The organism is Thalassospira sp. ABL2_045, assembly GCF_056161285.1.
Window position 1 is genome coordinate 190,305 of sequence record NZ_JBSWYV010000006.1, and the last position, 16,237, is coordinate 206,541.

A 16,237-nucleotide genomic window follows, 5' to 3' on the forward strand; every position below is an offset into this window, starting at 1 on the left:
ATTCGGCGCTGAATGTGCGCCATTTGCACATGGCAGTTGCGCAAAACCGGCACTATGCGCGCATGCCAAGCAGGCATAAAGGAAGCCAACAAATTTGACGGGAACTTCTTGTCCGTCACGGTGTTAAGACACAGATGCACTGTCAGATTTTTGTGCCAACGGTTTGATCCATTGGCTTGCTAGGATTGACAGGTTTCACCCCCTTGCCGCAGGGTGCCCGCCCTGACGAACTTCAAATGAGGAAACCATGCCGCGTTCGCCGGTCGCCCTGATCATTGCATTGTCTGCGACACTGTTTGCTGCCTTTGCCCTGAACAGTGGTTCATCCCTGCAATCATCCTTGCTGGCACTGCGTGCCTCGGCCGAGGGATTTGCACCGGTCTATACCGGTATCATTATGGCTTCCTATTATATCGGGTTTGTCGCCGGCATCATCTGGGGCGCAAGCCTTGTGAACCGGGTCGGCCATATCCGGACCTTTGCCGCACTGGCATCGACCGGCTCGGCCATTACCCTGTTGCACGCGGTGTTTGTCGATCCGATTACCTGGTCGCTGTTTCGTGCAATGACCGGCCTTTGCCTTTCGGGATTGTATCTGGTTGTTGAAAGCTGGTTGAACGCACAGGCGGACAACACATCACGCGGCAGCACGATTGCAATTTACATGACCGTATCGCTTGGTGGTCTGGCAATTGGTCAGCTGTTGCTGAATGGTGCGCCGGTCAGCAGTTTTGAGCTGTTTACGGTCGCGTCTGTTTTGCTGTCACTTTCATTGGTACCGCTTGCGCTCACCCGTCAGCCACCACCATCGGCGGTCAGTGGGGAGCGCATGACGTTCCGCCGTCTTTATAAAATCTCGCCGCTTGGCTTTGTCGCCGCATCCGGTGCCGGGGTACTTTCTGGTGCGGTTTACGGTGTCGGTCCGGTTTTTGCCGCCGACCTTGGCCTTGCGACCAATGATGTCGCCTATTTCATGTTTTTTGTCATTCTGGGCGGCATGATCATGCAGTTCCCGATTGGCAAGCTTTCGGATAGTGTGCCGCGCCAATATGTCATGATCGCGGTTCTGGTCGGACTGACGATTTCCGGTCTTTTCCCGCTGATCGCGCCCGATCTTGTGCGTGACAACCTTTCGGTCTGGGGCGGGATCACGGGCGTATTCATCATGCCGGTTTACGGGCTGGCCGTGGCCTATGTGAATGACTATCTCGAACCCGAAGATATCGTGCCGGCATCCGGTGGCCTTTTGATCATTTATGGCGGCTCGGCTGCGAGTGGTCCGCTTCTGGGGTCAAGTGCGATTGGCTATTTCGGGCCATGGGCACTACCGGTTCTGTTTTCCATTATTGGTGTTTCGGTCGCAAGCTTTGCAATGTATCGCGCAGGCTTTGGCCGTCGTATCTCGATCGAGGAACAGGGTCAGTTCGTTGCCGTCCCGCGTACAACGCCCATGGCGTTTGAACTGTCACCAATTACCGACGATATCGCCACCGAAGACGATGGTGATGAAAGCGCTGCGGACGAAGATTCAGAAACGAAACCATTCGACCCGCACGATCTGGAAGACGCCCTGAGCCCCGATGGCACCGCACATCCGGACGATATCGGACAGGTTCCACCAGCCGATACCGATACAGAAAACGATACAACTGACACTGATGAACCGGGCGCGGATAGCGACAAGAAAAGCTAAGTCGACCCCGCTCGGCACCCACCGGGCGAGCTTCCATAATACGGAAAAGATCCCGTAAATTTGAAACAGGCTGTGGACCGACCCCGGCTTCAACCCATATGTTGTGGACCAAATGATTGGCGGGTTGGCTTTGCCACGCATGTTATGATTGTCGGCACAGCCCCTTTATCGCCCGCAACAGTTCCAAGTCTGGTGAGAGAAAACATGACCCAACGCATCCAAGAAGGTGGCCTTCAGATTGCAAAAGTTCTGCATGATCTGGTGGCCAACGAAGTCATTCCGGGAACAGGGATCAGTTCCGATCAGTTCTGGGCATCCTTTGAAAAGCTCGTCACCGAACTTGGACCGCGCAACAAGGCGCTGCTGGCAAAGCGCGACGAATTGCAGACCAAGATCGACCAATGGCATCTTTCGCGTCAGGACCAGCCGCGGGATCCGGCGGCCTATAAGGAATTCCTGACCGAGATCGGCTATCTTCTGCCAGAAGGTGATGACTTCTATATCACCACCACCCATGTCGATCCGGAAATCGGCCGGGTTGCAGGTCCGCAGCTTGTCGTGCCGGTGATGAATGCGCGCTATGCCCTTAACGCCGCCAATGCGCGCTGGGGCAGCCTTTATGATGCGCTTTATGGCACCGACGTCATCGACGAGGAAGACGGCAAGGAAAAGACCAAAGAATTCAATCCGAAGCGTGGCGCAGCTGTTGTCGCCTATGCCGCCGAATTCCTCGATGAAGCCGCCCCGCTTGCAACCGGCAAACATGCCGATGCCACGAAATACGAAGTGCGCGAAGACGGATCAGGCTGGTGGACACTGGTTGTGACCCTTTCGGATGGCAGCGAAACCGCCCTTGAATTGCCGTCGCAGTTCATCGGTTACAACGAAAAGGATGGCAAGCTTTCCGATATCCTGCTGCGCCGTCACAGCCTGCATGTCGAAATCCATATCGATCCGACCCACCCGATCGGCAAGGAACATGCCGCAGGCGTGTGTGACGTGATCATGGAATCCGCCGTCAGCACCATTCAGGACTGCGAAGATTCGATTGCAGCCGTTGATGCCGATGACAAGACCGTTGCCTATCGCAACTGGCTTGGCCTGATGAAGGGCACGCTTGAGGAAAAGTTTGAAAAGGGTGGCAAAACGATCACGCGCCGCCTGAACCCGGACCGCACCTATAAGGGTGTTGACGGGCATGAAGTTGTCCTGCCGGGCCGCAGCCTGATGCTGATCCGGAATGTCGGTCATCTGATGACCACGGATGCGGTGCTTGATGCCAATGGCAATGAAGTCCCGGAAGGCTTCCTTGATGCCATGGTCACCAGCCTGATCGCCAAACATGATGTGATCGGCAACAATGAACTTTCAAATTCGCGCAATGGCAGCGTCTATATCGTGAAGCCGAAAATGCACGGCCCCGAAGAGGTCGAGCTGACCAACGATCTGTTCGGCTTTGTCGAACAGGCAATCGATCTGCCTGAGCACACCCTCAAAGTCGGCATCATGGATGAGGAACGCCGCACGACGGTGAACCTCAAGGAATGCATCCGTGCCGCAAAAGACCGCGTGGTCTTCATCAATACCGGCTTCCTTGATCGTACCGGTGATGAAATCCATACCAGCATGGAAGCTGGCCCGATGGTCCGCAAGGAAGCGATGAAGGATCAATACTGGATCGCGGCCTATGAAAACTGGAACGTCGATATCGGGCTTGAATGCGGTATGAAAGGCGTTGCCCAGATCGGTAAAGGCATGTGGGCCAAACCGGACCGCATGGCCGAAATGATGGAAGCCAAGATCGGACATCCGAAGGCCGGTGCAAAATGTGCCTGGGTTCCGTCGCCGACGGCGGCCACCCTGCATGCCATCCACTATCATCAGGTTGATGTTCGCGCTGTTCAGGACGAGATCGGCAAACGCGAACGCGCAAGCCTTGATGACATTCTGGCGATCCCGCGTCTGGGTGACATCAAACCGATGCCAAGCGAAATCCAGGAAGAGCTTGATAACAACGCCCAAGGCATTCTAGGCTATGTCGTGCGCTGGATCGATAGCGGCATTGGCTGCTCGAAGGTGCCTGACATCAATGATGTCGGCCTGATGGAAGACCGTGCGACGCTGCGTATTTCAAGCCAGCATATTGCCAACTGGCTCCATCATGGCCTGTGCAGCGAAGAACAGGTGATGGAAACCATGAAACGTATGGCCGCCGTCGTCGACAAACAGAATGAAGGTGACCCGACCTATCGCAACATGGCGCCGCACTTTAATGACAGCATCGCCTTTGCTGCCGCCTGTGATCTGGTCCTCAAGGGGCGTGAGCAACCGAACGGTTACACCGAACCGGTTCTGCATGCGCGCCGGCGCGAAGCCAAGGCAAAATACGGCGCCTGATCGCGATACCAGACGCCAGATCAGACCAAAAACAAAAGCCGCCCGAATGGATCGGGCGGCTTTTATGCTGCAGAAAATGCTGCAGCATAAAGTGCAGCATTTTTTGCCGGGATCAACTGCCCAGCGTCATGATTTCATAACCCTTGTCGGTAACAACAAGGGTGTGTTCGTACTGCACGGTCGCATCACCGGTATCGGCATAGAGCGTCCAGCCATCTTCGCTATCGAGTGCCCATTTCGCGCCAAGTGACAGGAACGGTTCGATGGTGATGACCTGCCCTTTCTTGAGCGCCCGGCGTTCTTTTGGGTCATCCCATGTCGGGATGGTGTGGGGATGTTCATGCAGCGACTTGCCAATGCCATGGCTGGCAAGATTACGGATCAGGGTATAGCCGCCCTTGCGGGCAAAGTTTTCGATCTTAAGCCCGATCTCACGGATCGGGGCCTTGTCGCGCACGACCTTGATGCCCGTCCACATCGCCTTTTTGCCGTCTTCACACAGCTTGGCGATTTCGGGTTTTGCCGTGCCGCAAATAAAGCTGGCACCAGTATCAGAAAAATACCCATCAAGTGATGCCGACACATCGATATTGACCAGATCCCCATCGGCGAGAACTTGATCCCCGGGAATGCCGTGGGCGACGGCCTCATTGACACTGATGCAGGTCGCACCGGGGAATTTATATTCGCTTTCCGGGGCGGAGATCGCCCCGGCATCTTCAAGAACCTTGCGTCCGATCTGATCAAGTTCGGCAGTCGTGATCCCGGGAACGGCGGCCGCCCCCATGACATCACGTGCACGGGCACAAATGCGCCCGATCTTGCGCAGCTGTTCGAGTTCTCTTTCTGATGAAATTGTCATGGAATGCTTATTGCGATGCGTCGAACCAAAGTCAAGAAAACCCCTGTGCCGTGACAAACCGTTTCAAAAGAAACGACGGCCACCGGTGATGGCCGTCGCAATGCATTCAGGTTTCAATCCGATCAATCGCAATCAGATATCAAAGAACACGGTTTCGTTTTCGCCCTGCAGCACGATGTCAAAGCGATAGACCGGAACGGGCCCGCTATCGTCGCGGCTTGCGATCAGGGTTTTGCGGCGTTCATGCTGTTCGATCAGGTTCAGCACAGGGTCCGTCGCATTTTTATCGGCTTCGTCGGCGAAATACATCCGGGTGTTCAGGCCGATATTGATCCCGCGCGCCACGATCCAGAAATTGATATGCGGTGCCATATCACGGCTGTTGCGACCCGAAACCACACCTGGCTTGATGGTTTCAAACCGATAGACAGCGGTATCAAAATCGGTCCCGGTCCGCCCCCAACCGCGGAAATCTTCATCGACCTTGCCGGATTTCTGGCGATCCAGTTCGTGATTGTAGCGCCCGTCTGCATTGGCCTGCCAGATTTCAAGCAGCGCATCACGAAGCGGCGTGCCGGTGCCATCAATTACCCGTCCTTCGATGATAATCCGTTCCCCACGGGTGTTCTCATCGGCCAGAATGTTGGTGAAATTGTTTTCAAAGATGTCAAAACCGGCCTGCTTGGGGATAAGCCCGATATGAACATACGGGCCCGCCGTCTGGGAGGCTGTTTCTTTGAGATAATCAAGGTTCTGAACCATGGATCAGTTTCCTTCCAGACGGTTTTCAAACAGGGTCGAACGACGGCCGCGCAGAACGATGTCGAACTTGTAGGCAATGGTATCGAGCGGCACCGAGCCATTCAGATCAATCGGCGCGATCAGGCGGTTGATTGCATCCTCGTCGGGGATGACATGGACAATCGGGCATTCCTTGATCAGCGGATCGCCTTCGAAATACATCTGGGTGATCAGGCGCTGGGCAAAGCCGGATCCGAAAACCGAGAAATGGATATGGGCCGGGCGCCAGCTATTGACGTAGTTACGCCATGGATAGGGGCCCGGCTTGATGGTGCGGAAGAAGTAGTAGCCATTTTCGTCACTGAGTGCGCGGCCACACCCGCCGAAGTTCGGGTCAATCGGCGCCAGATAGGTATCTTTCTTGTGGCGATAGCGCCCACCGGCATTGGCCTGCCAGAATTCGACCAGTGTATTGGGTACTGGGCGGTTATTTTCATCAAGAACCCGCCCGTGAACGATGATGCGCTCGCCAATCGGATCGCCCTCCTTGGCATAGTTGCGGATCAGATCGTTATCGAGCGGCCCCAGTTCATTCTGACCGAAAACCGGACCGGTGACCTCGGACAGGGACCCTTGCAGCGACAGCAGCGACTGGCGCGGTGAACGCGCAACCGATGTCTTGTAGATCGGCGTGTAACCAGCGGGCTGAAGCGTTCTGTCACGCTGATAAAATTCCATGATGTTTCCTCCGCAGATGATGCTCCGGACAGTTGAATGTCCGCGTTAAGGCCATCCTGCGCGGCCAATTGCATAAAATAAATGCATCATTTATCATGTAATTCATGAGTAATTTCGATCATTTGGAACTGGACGGCCATGCGCTGCGTCTATTTTTGGCCGTTCTCGAAGAAGGGTCTGTGACGGCGGCTGCCGAACGGCTTGGCGTGACGCAATCTGCGGTCAGTCACAACCTGACCAAATTGCGCCGCATCATGCGCGACCCGCTTTTCACCAAATCGGGGCGCGGGATTGTGGCAACCGCACATGCGCAAAACCTGGCAGAGCAGGCGCGGTTTCTTCTCGATCAGATGCAGGCCTTTGCCAGTGGCGCGGACTTCGAGCCTGACGGCGCATCGATGACGTTGACGATTGCGGCCAACGACCTGCAGCGTGATCTTTTGCTGCCGACGCTCTTTCGTAATCTTGAAGGTGCACTTGCCAACATCCGCATGACGGTGGTGCCGTCACTTTTGCCAGGGCCCGCGCTTTTGCGTGAAAATCACTGTGATCTTCTGATTTCACCCCGCCCGCCCGAAGGGGTTGATATTGTGCAAAAGCGCCTTCTGACCGATCACTACATGGTGTTTTATGACCCGGATATGCGGGATGCCCCACAAAGCGTGGATGACTATCTTGCCGCACGCCACATCACCGTGCGCTATGGCAATAACCGCACGCTTGAATTTGATGACATGCTTGAAAGTCAGGGCGTTGATCGCAACATCGTTTTGCGGGTCCCGAACTTTACCGCCATTGCCGAATTCCTGCGTGGAAGCAATATGATCGCAACCTTGCCCAGTCTTTTGCACAAGCATGCCCTGCGTGATTTTGCGCGTGCACCAATGCCGGTCACCGATCTGAAGGACGGCACGCTTGATCTGCCGATTTTCATGTGCTGGCACCAACGTTATCAGCATGATCCATCGCATCGCTGGTTGCGCGAGCAGCTTGAAGATGTTGCCGCAACCCGACTACGCATGCCAACCAAAGAACCCGTTTCGCAAACTTAGGGGACAGGCCCCGCAAAGGACATCATGACGATTACAGAAATCATCTATTGGCTTGAACTGGCCGGGGTTGCTGTTTTTGCGATTACCGGCGCGCTTGAGGCATCCCGTCGTCAGATGGACATCATGGGGTTCGTTCTGATCGCGACCTTTACCGGGATCGGGGGCGGCACGGTGCGTGATGTCATCACCGGGGCAACACCGGTCTTCTGGATCCGTGATATCACCTGGCTTGTGACCTGTATCGGCGCTGCGATCCTGACATACTTCACCGCCCATCTGGTAGAGCGGCGCTATGTCGCCTTGCTGTGGCTCGATGCTCTGGGGCTTGCGATGTTCGGGGTTACCGGGGCGGCCATTGGCCTTAATCTTGGCGTATCGCCCTTGGTGGCCGTCATTCTGGGTATGATCACCGCGACCTTTGGCGGGATGGTGCGCGATGTGGTGTGTAATGAAATTCCCCTGATCCTGCGGCCAGAGATTTATATTACCTGCGCGCTCGTCGGTGCCGGGATTTATGTCATCGGTACCACAATCCTTGGATTGCCGCGCGGGCCGATTGCCGTTATCGGCTTTTTTGCCGCCTTCACGATGCGGGCAAGTGCGATCAAGTTCGGTCTACGTTTCCCGGTCTATAAGGCCCGACCGGGTCGTGAGTACTAGGGGCCTTTCAACCACATAAAGCCTTACTCGACGATCAACTGCACCCGATCACTTGAAAAGGCGGTGATCCCGTATTCAATCGGCACACCTGCGGAATCGACATCGACACTTTCCGTCGAAATCACCGGACGGTTACGCGCCTGCTTGAGCAGGTTGGCGACCCTTGATGACGGCAGGGTGGCGGAAATGCGCGTGGTCTTGCGGCTGTAATCATCAATCCCGAAACGCTTGAAGGCCTCGGTGAGCGACTTGGTCTCGACAAATATTTCGACAATGCCGTCAAAGCGGGCAGCCGGCAGGTAACTTGTCGCCACCGCCAGCGGCACACCATCGGCCTCGGACACAGAGAACAATTCAATCACCCGTGTGCCCGGTTTTACATCAAGGAATTGTGCGACGGTTGCACTGGCCTTAAGCACCTCGGACGACACCAGGCGCTTGTCGGGCAGACGATGTCGACCCGATACAATCTGCGAAAAACGGGTTTTCGATCCAAGCGGGTAATCCAGGATCTGTTCCTGCACAAAGGCCCCGCGCCCCTGCTCAACGCGGACAACATTGGAATCGACAAGTGCGGCCATCGCACGACGCACCGTATGGCGGTTCACCCCAAAACGCCGGACCAGTTCCATCTCGGTCGGCATCTTGTCACCGGGCGCGAAAACCCCGTCGGCAATATCAGTCAGAAGCTGCTTTTCTATTTGCTTCCAGATAGATAGGCCCGGTTCCCAATCCATTACATTCCCCGTTCATAAAACTTTCACCGCAAGACCTTTGCCTTTGGTTCTGGATCGTCTTATAACGTCAACAGGTATAGACGTCTAGACAAATTTTGAATTTGTCGACACAAGTTGAAAAGGGATCAGATTGATGACGGCGCACCCTGCCCCGAATGCCGAGACCGATCAGAACCGGACTACAGACACCCCCACCGATCCGCAAATTGCCGCACGTCAAAAATGGATGTCGGTTCTGGCCCGCACATCACGTGCCCGGCTGGAAACACATTGGTCGGAAAACCATGGCAGTGAAACCTGGACCCACCTGCGCGAACCGCAGATCGGCATGGTGATGGTGCGCGGTCGCGCCGGTGGTGCGGGCCAGCGCTTTAACCTCGGCGAAATGACGGTAACGCGCTGTGCCGTGACACTGTCTGATGGCACCGTCGGGCATTCCTATGTCAAGGGACGCGACCGCATTCAGGCGCAATATGCCGCTCTGTTTGACGCAGTGATGCTGCGCGATGGATCGGAAAGCGACTTCATCGAAACGCTCGCCGCCGAACAGGCCGCCGCCAAACGAGATCATGCGCGCAAGGTTGCCGCCACCAAAGTTGATTTCTTCACCCTTGTCCGCGGAGAAGACGAATGACGCCCCAATCCCAATCAACAACCGCCCAGACAAGTGACCTGCTGCCCGGTTTTGATCATGCGGCCTTTGATTCCAATGCCGTCTTTCGCGCCCTGCTTGATGCCATGTCCCGCCCCGGTCGAATTTATGATCTGCCGGTCACTGTTACGGCGCCCGATGGCCTGAACGAAGCTGCGACGGCAACCCTTCTTGCCATGGCGGATATGGATACCACCGTATGGCTTTCGCCATCATGCGCGACCAAGGCCGCCGGCGATCATTTGAAGTTCCATTGCGGTTGCCCGATCAGCACGGATGTCAAACAGGCGGACTTTGCAGTTGCCCGCATTTCAGATGACCTGTCCTTCATCACCGATCTTTCCGTCGGCAACGCAGAATATCCGGATCAATCCGCGACCCTGATCCTGATGGTCGACGAGATTTCCGATCGCCCGTCCATGACCCTTAAGGGTCCGGGCATCAAGAACACACACAGCCTTGCGATCAAGGACCTGCCGGAAAGCTTCCATGCCTGGCGGGCAGAGAACCATCACCTGTTTCCGTGCGGCGTTGATGTGATTTTCGCAAGCCCAACCCAGATCGCCGCCCTGTCGCGCACCACCCGGATCGAGGTCAATTAATCATGTATGTTGCGGTAAAAGGTGGCGAACGCGCCATCAACAATGCTCACAAGCTTCTGGCCGAGCAGCGCCGGGGCGACAAAGTCATTGCCGAAATCGAAACCGATCAGATCGAACAGCAATTGTCGCTGTCGGTCACACGCGTCATGGCCGAAGGGTCGCTTTATGACCGCGATCTGGCTGCCCTTGCCATCAAGCAGGGCCGTGGTGATCTGATCGAGGCGATCTTTTTGATGCGGGCCTATCGCACGACGCTGCCGCGTTTTGCGTTTTCCAAACCGATCCAAACCGCCGAGATGGATGTGTCGCGCCGCATTTCAGCAACCTTCAAGGACCTGCCCGGCGGACAGATTTTGGGCCCGACCTTTGACTACACGCATCGTCTTCTTGATTTCACCCTGATGGCAAATGGGGAAGAACCGACCGAGGCATCAAGTGGCGAACAGCCGGTCGATGAAAACATGCCACGCGTTCTCGATGACATCCTGAATTATGAAGGCCTTATTCAGGACGAACCGGTCCCGGTTGATGAAGATGCGCCGGTGGCCGATTTGACCCGTGAGCCCGTCAAATTCCCGGCTGGGCGTGATCTGCGTTTGCAGAACCTGTCACGCGGCGATGAGGGGTTTGTTCTGGCACTTGGCTATTCCACCCAGCGTGGCTATGCCAACAGCCACGCCTTTGTCGGTGAAATCCGCTATGGCACTGTTTCGGTCGAGATCGAGCCCGAAGAACTCGGCTTTGCGATTGATATCGGTGACATCGAACTGACCGAATGTGAGACGGTCAACAAGTTCAAGGGATCAAAAACCAAGCTGCCGCAATTTACCCGTGGCTATGGGCTTGTGTTTGGTCAGAACGAACGCAAGGCCATCTCGATGGCGCTGGTTGATCGTGCCATGCGCGCCAATGAAATGGGCGAACAGATCATGGGCCCGGCACAGGACAGCGAGTTCGTGATGGAACATAGCGACAATGTCCAGTCCACAGGCTTTGTCGAACATATCAAGCTGCCACACTATGTCGATTTCCAGGGCGAACTTGAACTGGTGCGCCGCATGCGCGCCGAGGTCGAGGAACGTCTGGCGAAATCCGACGCCGAAAATGGCACATCCCAACCCGAGGCCGCGGAGTAATCCCATGGAACAGACTGTCAAAAACCCGGCCGACGGGGCACCGGACTATAACTTTGCCTATCTCGATGAACAGACCAAACGCATGATCCGGCGCGCCCTGCTTAAGGCCGTCGCAATCCCGGGCTATCAGGTACCGTTTGCCGGACGTGAAATGCCAATGCCCTATGGATGGGGCACCGGCGGTGTTCAGGTGACGGCTGCTGTAATTGGACCGAATGATACGCTCAAGGTCATTGACCAGGGGGCGGATGACACCACCAACGCGGTCTCCATCCGGCAATTCTTTGCCAAGACTGCACAGGTCGCCACCACGGAGAAAACCGCGGAAGCATCGATCATTCAAACCCGTCACCGCATTCCGGAAAAGGAACTGCGCGAAGATCAGGTTCTTGTTTATCAGGTGCCGATCCCAGAACCGCTTCGCTTCCTTGAACCGCGTGAAACCGAAACACGGAAAATGCATGCGCTTGAAGAATACGGCCTGATGCATGTGAAGCTTTATGAAGACATCGCACGCCACGGCCACATCGCGACCACGTATGCCTATCCGGTGATGGTCGATGATCGCTATGTGATGGATCCGTCGCCAACGCCCAAGTTCGACAATCCGAAAATGAACGACATGGCTGCCCTTCAGCTTTTTGGCGCCGGTCGTGAAAAGCGCATTTATGCCCTGCCGCCCTACACCAAGGTCAAAAGCCTCGATTTCGAGGACCATCCGTTCGAAGTCCAGACCTGGGAAGATGAATGCGGCATGTGTGGTGCGCGCGACAGTTACCTTGATGAAGTCATTCTCGATGACCAGGGCAACCGGATGTTTGTCTGCTCGGACACAGATTACTGTGCGGAACGACAGGACGCCGGCCATCGCGGCCCGCAACATCATGACCAACCCCTTGGCACCGCAGACCGTGGAAAGGCAGCAGAATAATGACCCAGATGAACGAACCGCTTCTGCGTGTTGACAACCTGACCATGATGTATGGCGACCGGGTTGGCTGCAAGGATGTCAGCTTTGAACTCCGTCCCGGCGAAGTTCTTGGCATCGTAGGGGAATCCGGATCCGGTAAATCGACTTTGTTGCGCAGCATATCCGCCCAGCAGGAACCGACCAAAGGTTTGGTTGAATATCAAACCCGCATTGATGGTGTGCGCGATGTCTATCAGATGTCCGAAGCACAGCGCCGTCTTCTGATGCGCACCGACTGGGCCTTTGTGCATCAGAACCCGCGTGATGGATTACGTATGAATGTCAGTGCCGGGGCCAATATTGGTGAACGGCTGATGGCGATCGGGGATCGTCATTATGGCAACATTCGCAGCAATGCGGACAGCTGGCTTGGTAAAGTCGAAATCGCATCCGAGCGCCTTGATGACCTGCCATCAACCTTTTCGGGCGGCATGCAGCAACGTTTGCAGATTGCCCGCAACCTCGTAACCAGCCCGCGCCTCGTCTTTATGGACGAACCCACGGGTGGGCTTGATGTTTCTGTTCAGGCCAGATTGCTCGATCTGCTGCGCGGGCTGGTTCACGATCTTAATCTTGCGGTGATCATCGTGACCCACGATCTGGCAGTCGCACGTCTTCTTTCGCACCGGCTGATGGTGATGCAACAGGGCAAGGTGATTGAACATGGTCTGACCGACCAGGTTCTTGATGATCCGCAGCATGCCTATACCCAGCTGCTTGTTTCTTCCATTCTGCAGAACTGATCGGGGCGAAGAAAATGTCTGAAATGCTTCATGCTCAAAACGTCGCCAAAAGCTTTACCCTGCACACACAAGGCAGCGTGACCATCCCGGTCTTCGAGGGCGTTGAATTCATGCTTTCGGCTGGGGAATGTATCGCGCTGACCGGTGAATCCGGCTCCGGGAAAAGTACCTTCATGCGCATGCTTTATGCCAATTACACCTGCTCGCAGGGATCCATCAAGGTCTTCCATGATGGCGACTGGCTCGATATCACCACCACCAGCCCACACTCGATCCTTGATATCCGCAAGCGCACGCTTGGCTATGTGTCGCAGTTCCTACGCGTGATCCCGCGTGTGCCGACGCTTGATATCGTGGCTGAACCGCTTGTCGCCCTTGGCACGGATCGCAAGGCTGCGACCGAAAAGGCGCGTGACCTTTTAACCCGGCTTCGCATCCCCGAACGTCTTTGGCAGCTTTCACCATTGACCTTTTCAGGCGGGGAGCAACAGCGTGTGAACATTGCACGTGGCTTTATTGCTGATTATCCGATCATGCTGCTTGATGAGCCGACCGCATCGCTTGACGCCCAAAATCGCGCCACAGTTCTGGCGCTGATTGAAGAAGCCAAAAGCCGCGGTGCGGCAATTGCCGGTATTTTCCACGACCATGAAACCCGTGATGCCGTCTGCACCGGGTCGTTTGATGTGACTTCCTTTAAAGTTGGGGCCAATGACTGAACAGATTTTCACCAATGCCAAACTGGTTCTGGCAAACGAAGTCATTGATGGGGCCGTACAGGTCAAGGACGGCAAGATCAGCGATATTTCCGATCGCGCCTCGAACCTTCCGGGTGCAGAGGACATGGACGGCGATTATCTGATGCCGGGCTTGGTCGAGCTGCATACAGATAACCTCGACAAACATCTGACCCCACGCCCCAAGACCCGCTGGCCTGCCACCGCCGCCGTTGTCGCCCATGATAACCAGGTCGCGAGTGCGGGGATCACCACCGTGTTTGATGCGGTGTCCATCGGTGATGTTAACGAGGGCTCCGAACGCATCGTGCGCCTGATTGAATCGGTCACCGCACTTGAACATGCGTTGGAAAACGCGTTGCTGCGTGCGGACCACAAACTGCATCTGCGCTGCGAGACATCCTTCCCGGGCATGGTCGAGGCGCTGGGTCAACTGATCGACTTGCCCCTAGTCAGCATGCTTTCGGTGATGGACCACACACCGGGGCAGCGCCAATTCGTCAGCCTTGATGCCTATTACACCTACTATCAGGGCAAATACGGGCTCAGCGACGAAGAGATGCGCAAATTCATCGCCACCCGCCGTCGCGATGCTGAGCTGTACTCCGAAAAGCATCGCCGTCATGTGGTCGAGCAGGCCCACGCCAAGGGCCTGGCCCTTGCCAGTCATGACGACGCCACCGAGGCCCATGTGGCGGAGGCAGTCGCAGACAAAATGACGGTGGCGGAATTTCCCACCACGCTTGAAGCCGCCAAGGCATCACATGAAGGCGGGCTTGGTGTGATGATGGGCGGACCGAACCTTGTGCGCGGCGGATCGCACAGCGGCAATGTCGCCGCCGGTGACCTGGCAACGCAGGGTTATCTCGACATCATTTCAAGCGACTATGTCCCGCACAGTCTTTTGCACGGGGCGATGAAACTGTTTGACGAGTTTGACGGCTATGACCTGCCACGTGCCATTCGCACAGTATCCCTCAATCCGGCGACCCAGGTTGGACTTGATGATCGCGGCGAGATCGCGGTTGGCAAGCGTGGCGATTTGATCCGAGTACATCATTCCCCGCACCATCCGATTGTGCGCGGTGTGTGGCGCGAAGGGGTCAGGGTGTCATGACCGACACCCCCGCAGCCCCTGCAACTCCGGCACACAGCGGTAGCTCGGGATACGGGCTTTTGGTCCTTGTCGTCGGCCCCAGCGGCGTTGGCAAGGACACCCTTCTTGATGCAGCCCGTGACAGACTTGCCAAGGACAAACAATTCTGTTTCCCGCGGCGCTGCATAACCCGCCCGGCCGGCACAGTTGGCGAAATCCACATTCCCGTCCGTCCCGAAGACTTCGGGCAGATGGCCCGTCAGGGCGCGTTTCTTTTAAGCTGGAAGGCACATGAATTGGGATATGGCATCCCGCGTCATGTACTTGCAGAAATCGAATCCGGCAAAACTGTCATCGTCAACGTGTCGCGCAGCGTGATCGAGGACGCCTGTACGCTTGTCGGCCGCGAAAATGTCCGGGTCGTCAATATCCGGGCCAGCGCTGATGCCCTGCGCAAACGCCTTGAAGCCCGTGGACGCGAAGACGCGCTGGATATCGAACGACGCCTTGCACGCGCATCCGCCTATGAGGTGGAAGGCGATTACGTTGTCCATGTCGATAATGACGCAGATCTCGAAACCGGTATCCTGCGCTTCATTCGCGCACTTGAATTGCCACAGGCAATGGCAAACCGGGCCTAGCTCAAGCCGCCATCACGTCAAAAATGCTGCACCCTACAAGCGCAGCATTTTTATCCGGCGAGCGGAAAACGTCTGAGCAATCTGAATGGCTTTTGACCGCCCGGGTCACCGAAAAGACAGACTTCTCTGACCACAAACGGATCCGCGCAAAGCGGTGCAACCAGATCAGACAGCGCGTTTTTGAACGGTTCAATCTGTTCGTCAGAAAGCTTGTTAGTCAATGTCAGGTGGAAGCGGAATTCTTCCATGACATAGGGATAACCCCAGCGTACAAGATTTTCTTCCTGCCGATCCGTCAGCCCCGCCGCACGGCGCCTGTTCATCGCCGGTTCATCTTCGGGTTGGCGAAAACCATCAAGTTCGCGCACCAGCGTTGCGGCAATATCCCCCAAAGGCGAAACTGGTTCAGTCGGAACAAGGGCCAGAAAACGCCCGATTGATTTCAACATCAAAGGCCCACAAACCACCGGCGCGATTGTGCTGCAAAGATGAGCAAGAGCCGCTTCAAGCGCATCGTGATCTTTACCGTCCGGCAGGGCGAAGGGGGGCTTAAGCGTACCGTGAAAACCATAGCGGGTTGGCGATGTCGTTGCCGCGACAATGTCAGCATAGCTCAAGCCCATAACTGCCGGCCGCGCCAAACTGTCTCCGCTTTCCGGATCACGCCCCAGCCAGGCATTGCCCAACTGACCCAACGCGCTTTGCGGTTCTGGCGCGTAATAGATGCCATAACGTTGGTAGTTTTCGGTCATGAATGAACTCTGGAAACAAAAGAAGGTC

The 16,237-nt window shown here is 55.9% G+C and carries 17 protein-coding genes; 12 read left to right on the forward strand and 5 right to left on the reverse strand.

What is annotated here, in order from left to right; all coding sequences use genetic code 11:
* Positions 1-247: 247 nt before the first annotated feature.
* A complete protein-coding gene (locus ACXAIA_RS11155) occupies positions 248-1,693 on the forward strand; it encodes an MFS transporter (protein ID WP_475349391.1) in 1,446 nt (481 codons plus the stop codon).
* Positions 1,694-1,897: 204 nt separating this feature from the next.
* Positions 1,898-4,090: a malate synthase G gene (locus tag ACXAIA_RS11160; protein WP_475349392.1), complete on the forward strand. Its 2,193-nt coding sequence runs from the start codon at positions 1,898-1,900 to the stop codon at positions 4,088-4,090.
* A gap of 112 nt (positions 4,091-4,202) precedes the next feature.
* Here the strand turns inward: ACXAIA_RS11160 and map are convergent, their stop codons facing one another.
* The 3 genes from map to pcaH all read right to left on the reverse strand — a co-directional run bounded on the left by map (position 4,203) and on the right by pcaH (position 6,431).
* Entirely contained in the window at positions 4,203-4,952 is a 750-nt protein-coding gene (gene map / locus ACXAIA_RS11165) for a type I methionyl aminopeptidase (protein WP_475349393.1), read from the reverse strand.
* A gap of 132 nt (positions 4,953-5,084) precedes the next feature.
* A complete protein-coding gene (gene pcaG, locus ACXAIA_RS11170; protein WP_475349394.1) occupies positions 5,085-5,714 on the reverse strand; it encodes a protocatechuate 3,4-dioxygenase subunit alpha in 630 nt (209 codons plus the stop codon).
* A 3-nt stretch (positions 5,715-5,717) separates the two neighbouring features.
* On the reverse strand, positions 5,718-6,431 hold the full coding sequence (gene pcaH, locus ACXAIA_RS11175; protein WP_475349395.1) for a protocatechuate 3,4-dioxygenase subunit beta: 714 nt from the start codon (positions 6,429-6,431) through the stop codon (positions 5,718-5,720).
* Between the two features lie 104 nt (positions 6,432-6,535).
* Between pcaH and ACXAIA_RS11180 the strand changes: the two genes are divergently transcribed.
* Both ACXAIA_RS11180 and ACXAIA_RS11185 read left to right on the forward strand, forming a co-directional pair.
* Entirely contained in the window at positions 6,536-7,483 is a 948-nt protein-coding gene (locus ACXAIA_RS11180; protein WP_475349396.1) for a LysR family transcriptional regulator, read from the forward strand.
* A gap of 24 nt (positions 7,484-7,507) precedes the next feature.
* Complete coding sequence (locus ACXAIA_RS11185) at positions 7,508-8,143, forward strand: trimeric intracellular cation channel family protein (protein ID WP_475349397.1); 636 nt, start codon at positions 7,508-7,510, stop codon at positions 8,141-8,143.
* A 23-nt stretch (positions 8,144-8,166) separates the two neighbouring features.
* Here ACXAIA_RS11185 and phnF read toward each other — a convergent pair whose 3' ends face one another.
* Entirely contained in the window at positions 8,167-8,880 is a 714-nt protein-coding gene (phnF, locus tag ACXAIA_RS11190; protein WP_475349398.1) for a phosphonate metabolism transcriptional regulator PhnF, read from the reverse strand.
* Positions 8,881-9,013: 133 nt separating this feature from the next.
* Here phnF and phnG point away from each other — a divergent pair, with 133 nt between their 5' ends.
* The 8 genes from phnG to phnN are packed head-to-tail and all read left to right on the forward strand — an operon-like array spanning position 9,014 to position 15,457.
* Positions 9,014-9,514, forward strand: a complete 501-nt coding sequence (phnG, locus tag ACXAIA_RS11195) for a phosphonate C-P lyase system protein PhnG (RefSeq protein WP_475349399.1) — start codon at positions 9,014-9,016, stop codon at positions 9,512-9,514.
* Entirely contained in the window at positions 9,511-10,134 is a 624-nt protein-coding gene (gene phnH, locus ACXAIA_RS11200) for a phosphonate C-P lyase system protein PhnH (protein ID WP_475349400.1), read from the forward strand. Before phnG ends, phnH begins: the two co-directional genes overlap by 4 nt.
* Before the next feature lie 2 nt (positions 10,135-10,136).
* Complete coding sequence (locus ACXAIA_RS11205) at positions 10,137-11,270, forward strand: carbon-phosphorus lyase complex subunit (RefSeq protein ID WP_475349401.1); 1,134 nt, start codon at positions 10,137-10,139, stop codon at positions 11,268-11,270.
* A 4-nt stretch (positions 11,271-11,274) separates the two neighbouring features.
* Positions 11,275-12,201: an alpha-D-ribose 1-methylphosphonate 5-phosphate C-P-lyase PhnJ gene (locus ACXAIA_RS11210; protein WP_297018779.1), complete on the forward strand. Its 927-nt coding sequence runs from the start codon at positions 11,275-11,277 to the stop codon at positions 12,199-12,201.
* Positions 12,201-12,983 (forward strand): phosphonate C-P lyase system protein PhnK, encoded by a 783-nt coding sequence (gene phnK, locus ACXAIA_RS11215; RefSeq protein WP_475349402.1) that lies wholly within the window; start codon positions 12,201-12,203, stop codon positions 12,981-12,983. The genes ACXAIA_RS11210 and phnK overlap by 1 nt, the downstream gene beginning before the upstream one ends.
* A 14-nt stretch (positions 12,984-12,997) precedes the next feature.
* A complete protein-coding gene (gene phnL / locus ACXAIA_RS11220) occupies positions 12,998-13,702 on the forward strand; it encodes a phosphonate C-P lyase system protein PhnL (RefSeq protein WP_475349403.1) in 705 nt (234 codons plus the stop codon).
* Entirely contained in the window at positions 13,695-14,837 is a 1,143-nt protein-coding gene (locus ACXAIA_RS11225; protein WP_475349404.1) for an alpha-D-ribose 1-methylphosphonate 5-triphosphate diphosphatase, read from the forward strand. The genes phnL and ACXAIA_RS11225 overlap by 8 nt, the downstream gene beginning before the upstream one ends.
* Entirely contained in the window at positions 14,834-15,457 is a 624-nt protein-coding gene (gene phnN / locus ACXAIA_RS11230) for a phosphonate metabolism protein/1,5-bisphosphokinase (PRPP-forming) PhnN (protein WP_475349405.1), read from the forward strand. The genes ACXAIA_RS11225 and phnN overlap by 4 nt, the downstream gene beginning before the upstream one ends.
* A 50-nt stretch (positions 15,458-15,507) precedes the next feature.
* Here the strand turns inward: phnN and ACXAIA_RS11235 are convergent, their stop codons facing one another.
* On the reverse strand, positions 15,508-16,209 hold the full coding sequence (locus ACXAIA_RS11235) for a DUF1045 domain-containing protein (RefSeq protein WP_475349406.1): 702 nt from the start codon (positions 16,207-16,209) through the stop codon (positions 15,508-15,510).
* Positions 16,210-16,237: the final 28 nt, after the last annotated feature.

What these genes read in the sequence shown, in the direction of transcription:
- ACXAIA_RS11155 (WP_475349391.1), top strand. Translation starts at nt 248, where the DNA reads ATGCCGCGTTCGCCGGTCGCCCTGATCATTGCATTGTCTGCGACACTG.
- ACXAIA_RS11160 (WP_475349392.1), top strand. Translation starts at nt 1,898, where the DNA reads ATGACCCAACGCATCCAAGAAGGTGGCCTTCAGATTGCAAAAGTTCTG.
- map (WP_475349393.1), bottom strand. Translation starts at nt 4,952, where the DNA reads ATGACAATTTCATCAGAAAGAGAACTCGAACAGCTGCGCAAGATCGGG.
- pcaG (WP_475349394.1), bottom strand. Translation starts at nt 5,714, where the DNA reads ATGGTTCAGAACCTTGATTATCTCAAAGAAACAGCCTCCCAGACGGCG.
- pcaH (WP_475349395.1), bottom strand. Translation starts at nt 6,431, where the DNA reads ATGGAATTTTATCAGCGTGACAGAACGCTTCAGCCCGCTGGTTACACG.
- ACXAIA_RS11180 (WP_475349396.1), top strand. Translation starts at nt 6,536, where the DNA reads ATGAGTAATTTCGATCATTTGGAACTGGACGGCCATGCGCTGCGTCTA.
- ACXAIA_RS11185 (WP_475349397.1), top strand. Translation starts at nt 7,508, where the DNA reads ATGACGATTACAGAAATCATCTATTGGCTTGAACTGGCCGGGGTTGCT.
- phnF (WP_475349398.1), bottom strand. Translation starts at nt 8,880, where the DNA reads ATGGATTGGGAACCGGGCCTATCTATCTGGAAGCAAATAGAAAAGCAG.
- phnG (WP_475349399.1), top strand. Translation starts at nt 9,014, where the DNA reads ATGACGGCGCACCCTGCCCCGAATGCCGAGACCGATCAGAACCGGACT.
- phnH (WP_475349400.1), top strand. Translation starts at nt 9,511, where the DNA reads ATGACGCCCCAATCCCAATCAACAACCGCCCAGACAAGTGACCTGCTG.
- ACXAIA_RS11205 (WP_475349401.1), top strand. Translation starts at nt 10,137, where the DNA reads ATGTATGTTGCGGTAAAAGGTGGCGAACGCGCCATCAACAATGCTCAC.
- ACXAIA_RS11210 (WP_297018779.1), top strand. Translation starts at nt 11,275, where the DNA reads ATGGAACAGACTGTCAAAAACCCGGCCGACGGGGCACCGGACTATAAC.
- phnK (WP_475349402.1), top strand. Translation starts at nt 12,201, where the DNA reads ATGACCCAGATGAACGAACCGCTTCTGCGTGTTGACAACCTGACCATG.
- phnL (WP_475349403.1), top strand. Translation starts at nt 12,998, where the DNA reads ATGTCTGAAATGCTTCATGCTCAAAACGTCGCCAAAAGCTTTACCCTG.
- ACXAIA_RS11225 (WP_475349404.1), top strand. Translation starts at nt 13,695, where the DNA reads ATGACTGAACAGATTTTCACCAATGCCAAACTGGTTCTGGCAAACGAA.
- phnN (WP_475349405.1), top strand. Translation starts at nt 14,834, where the DNA reads ATGACCGACACCCCCGCAGCCCCTGCAACTCCGGCACACAGCGGTAGC.
- ACXAIA_RS11235 (WP_475349406.1), bottom strand. Translation starts at nt 16,209, where the DNA reads ATGACCGAAAACTACCAACGTTATGGCATCTATTACGCGCCAGAACCG.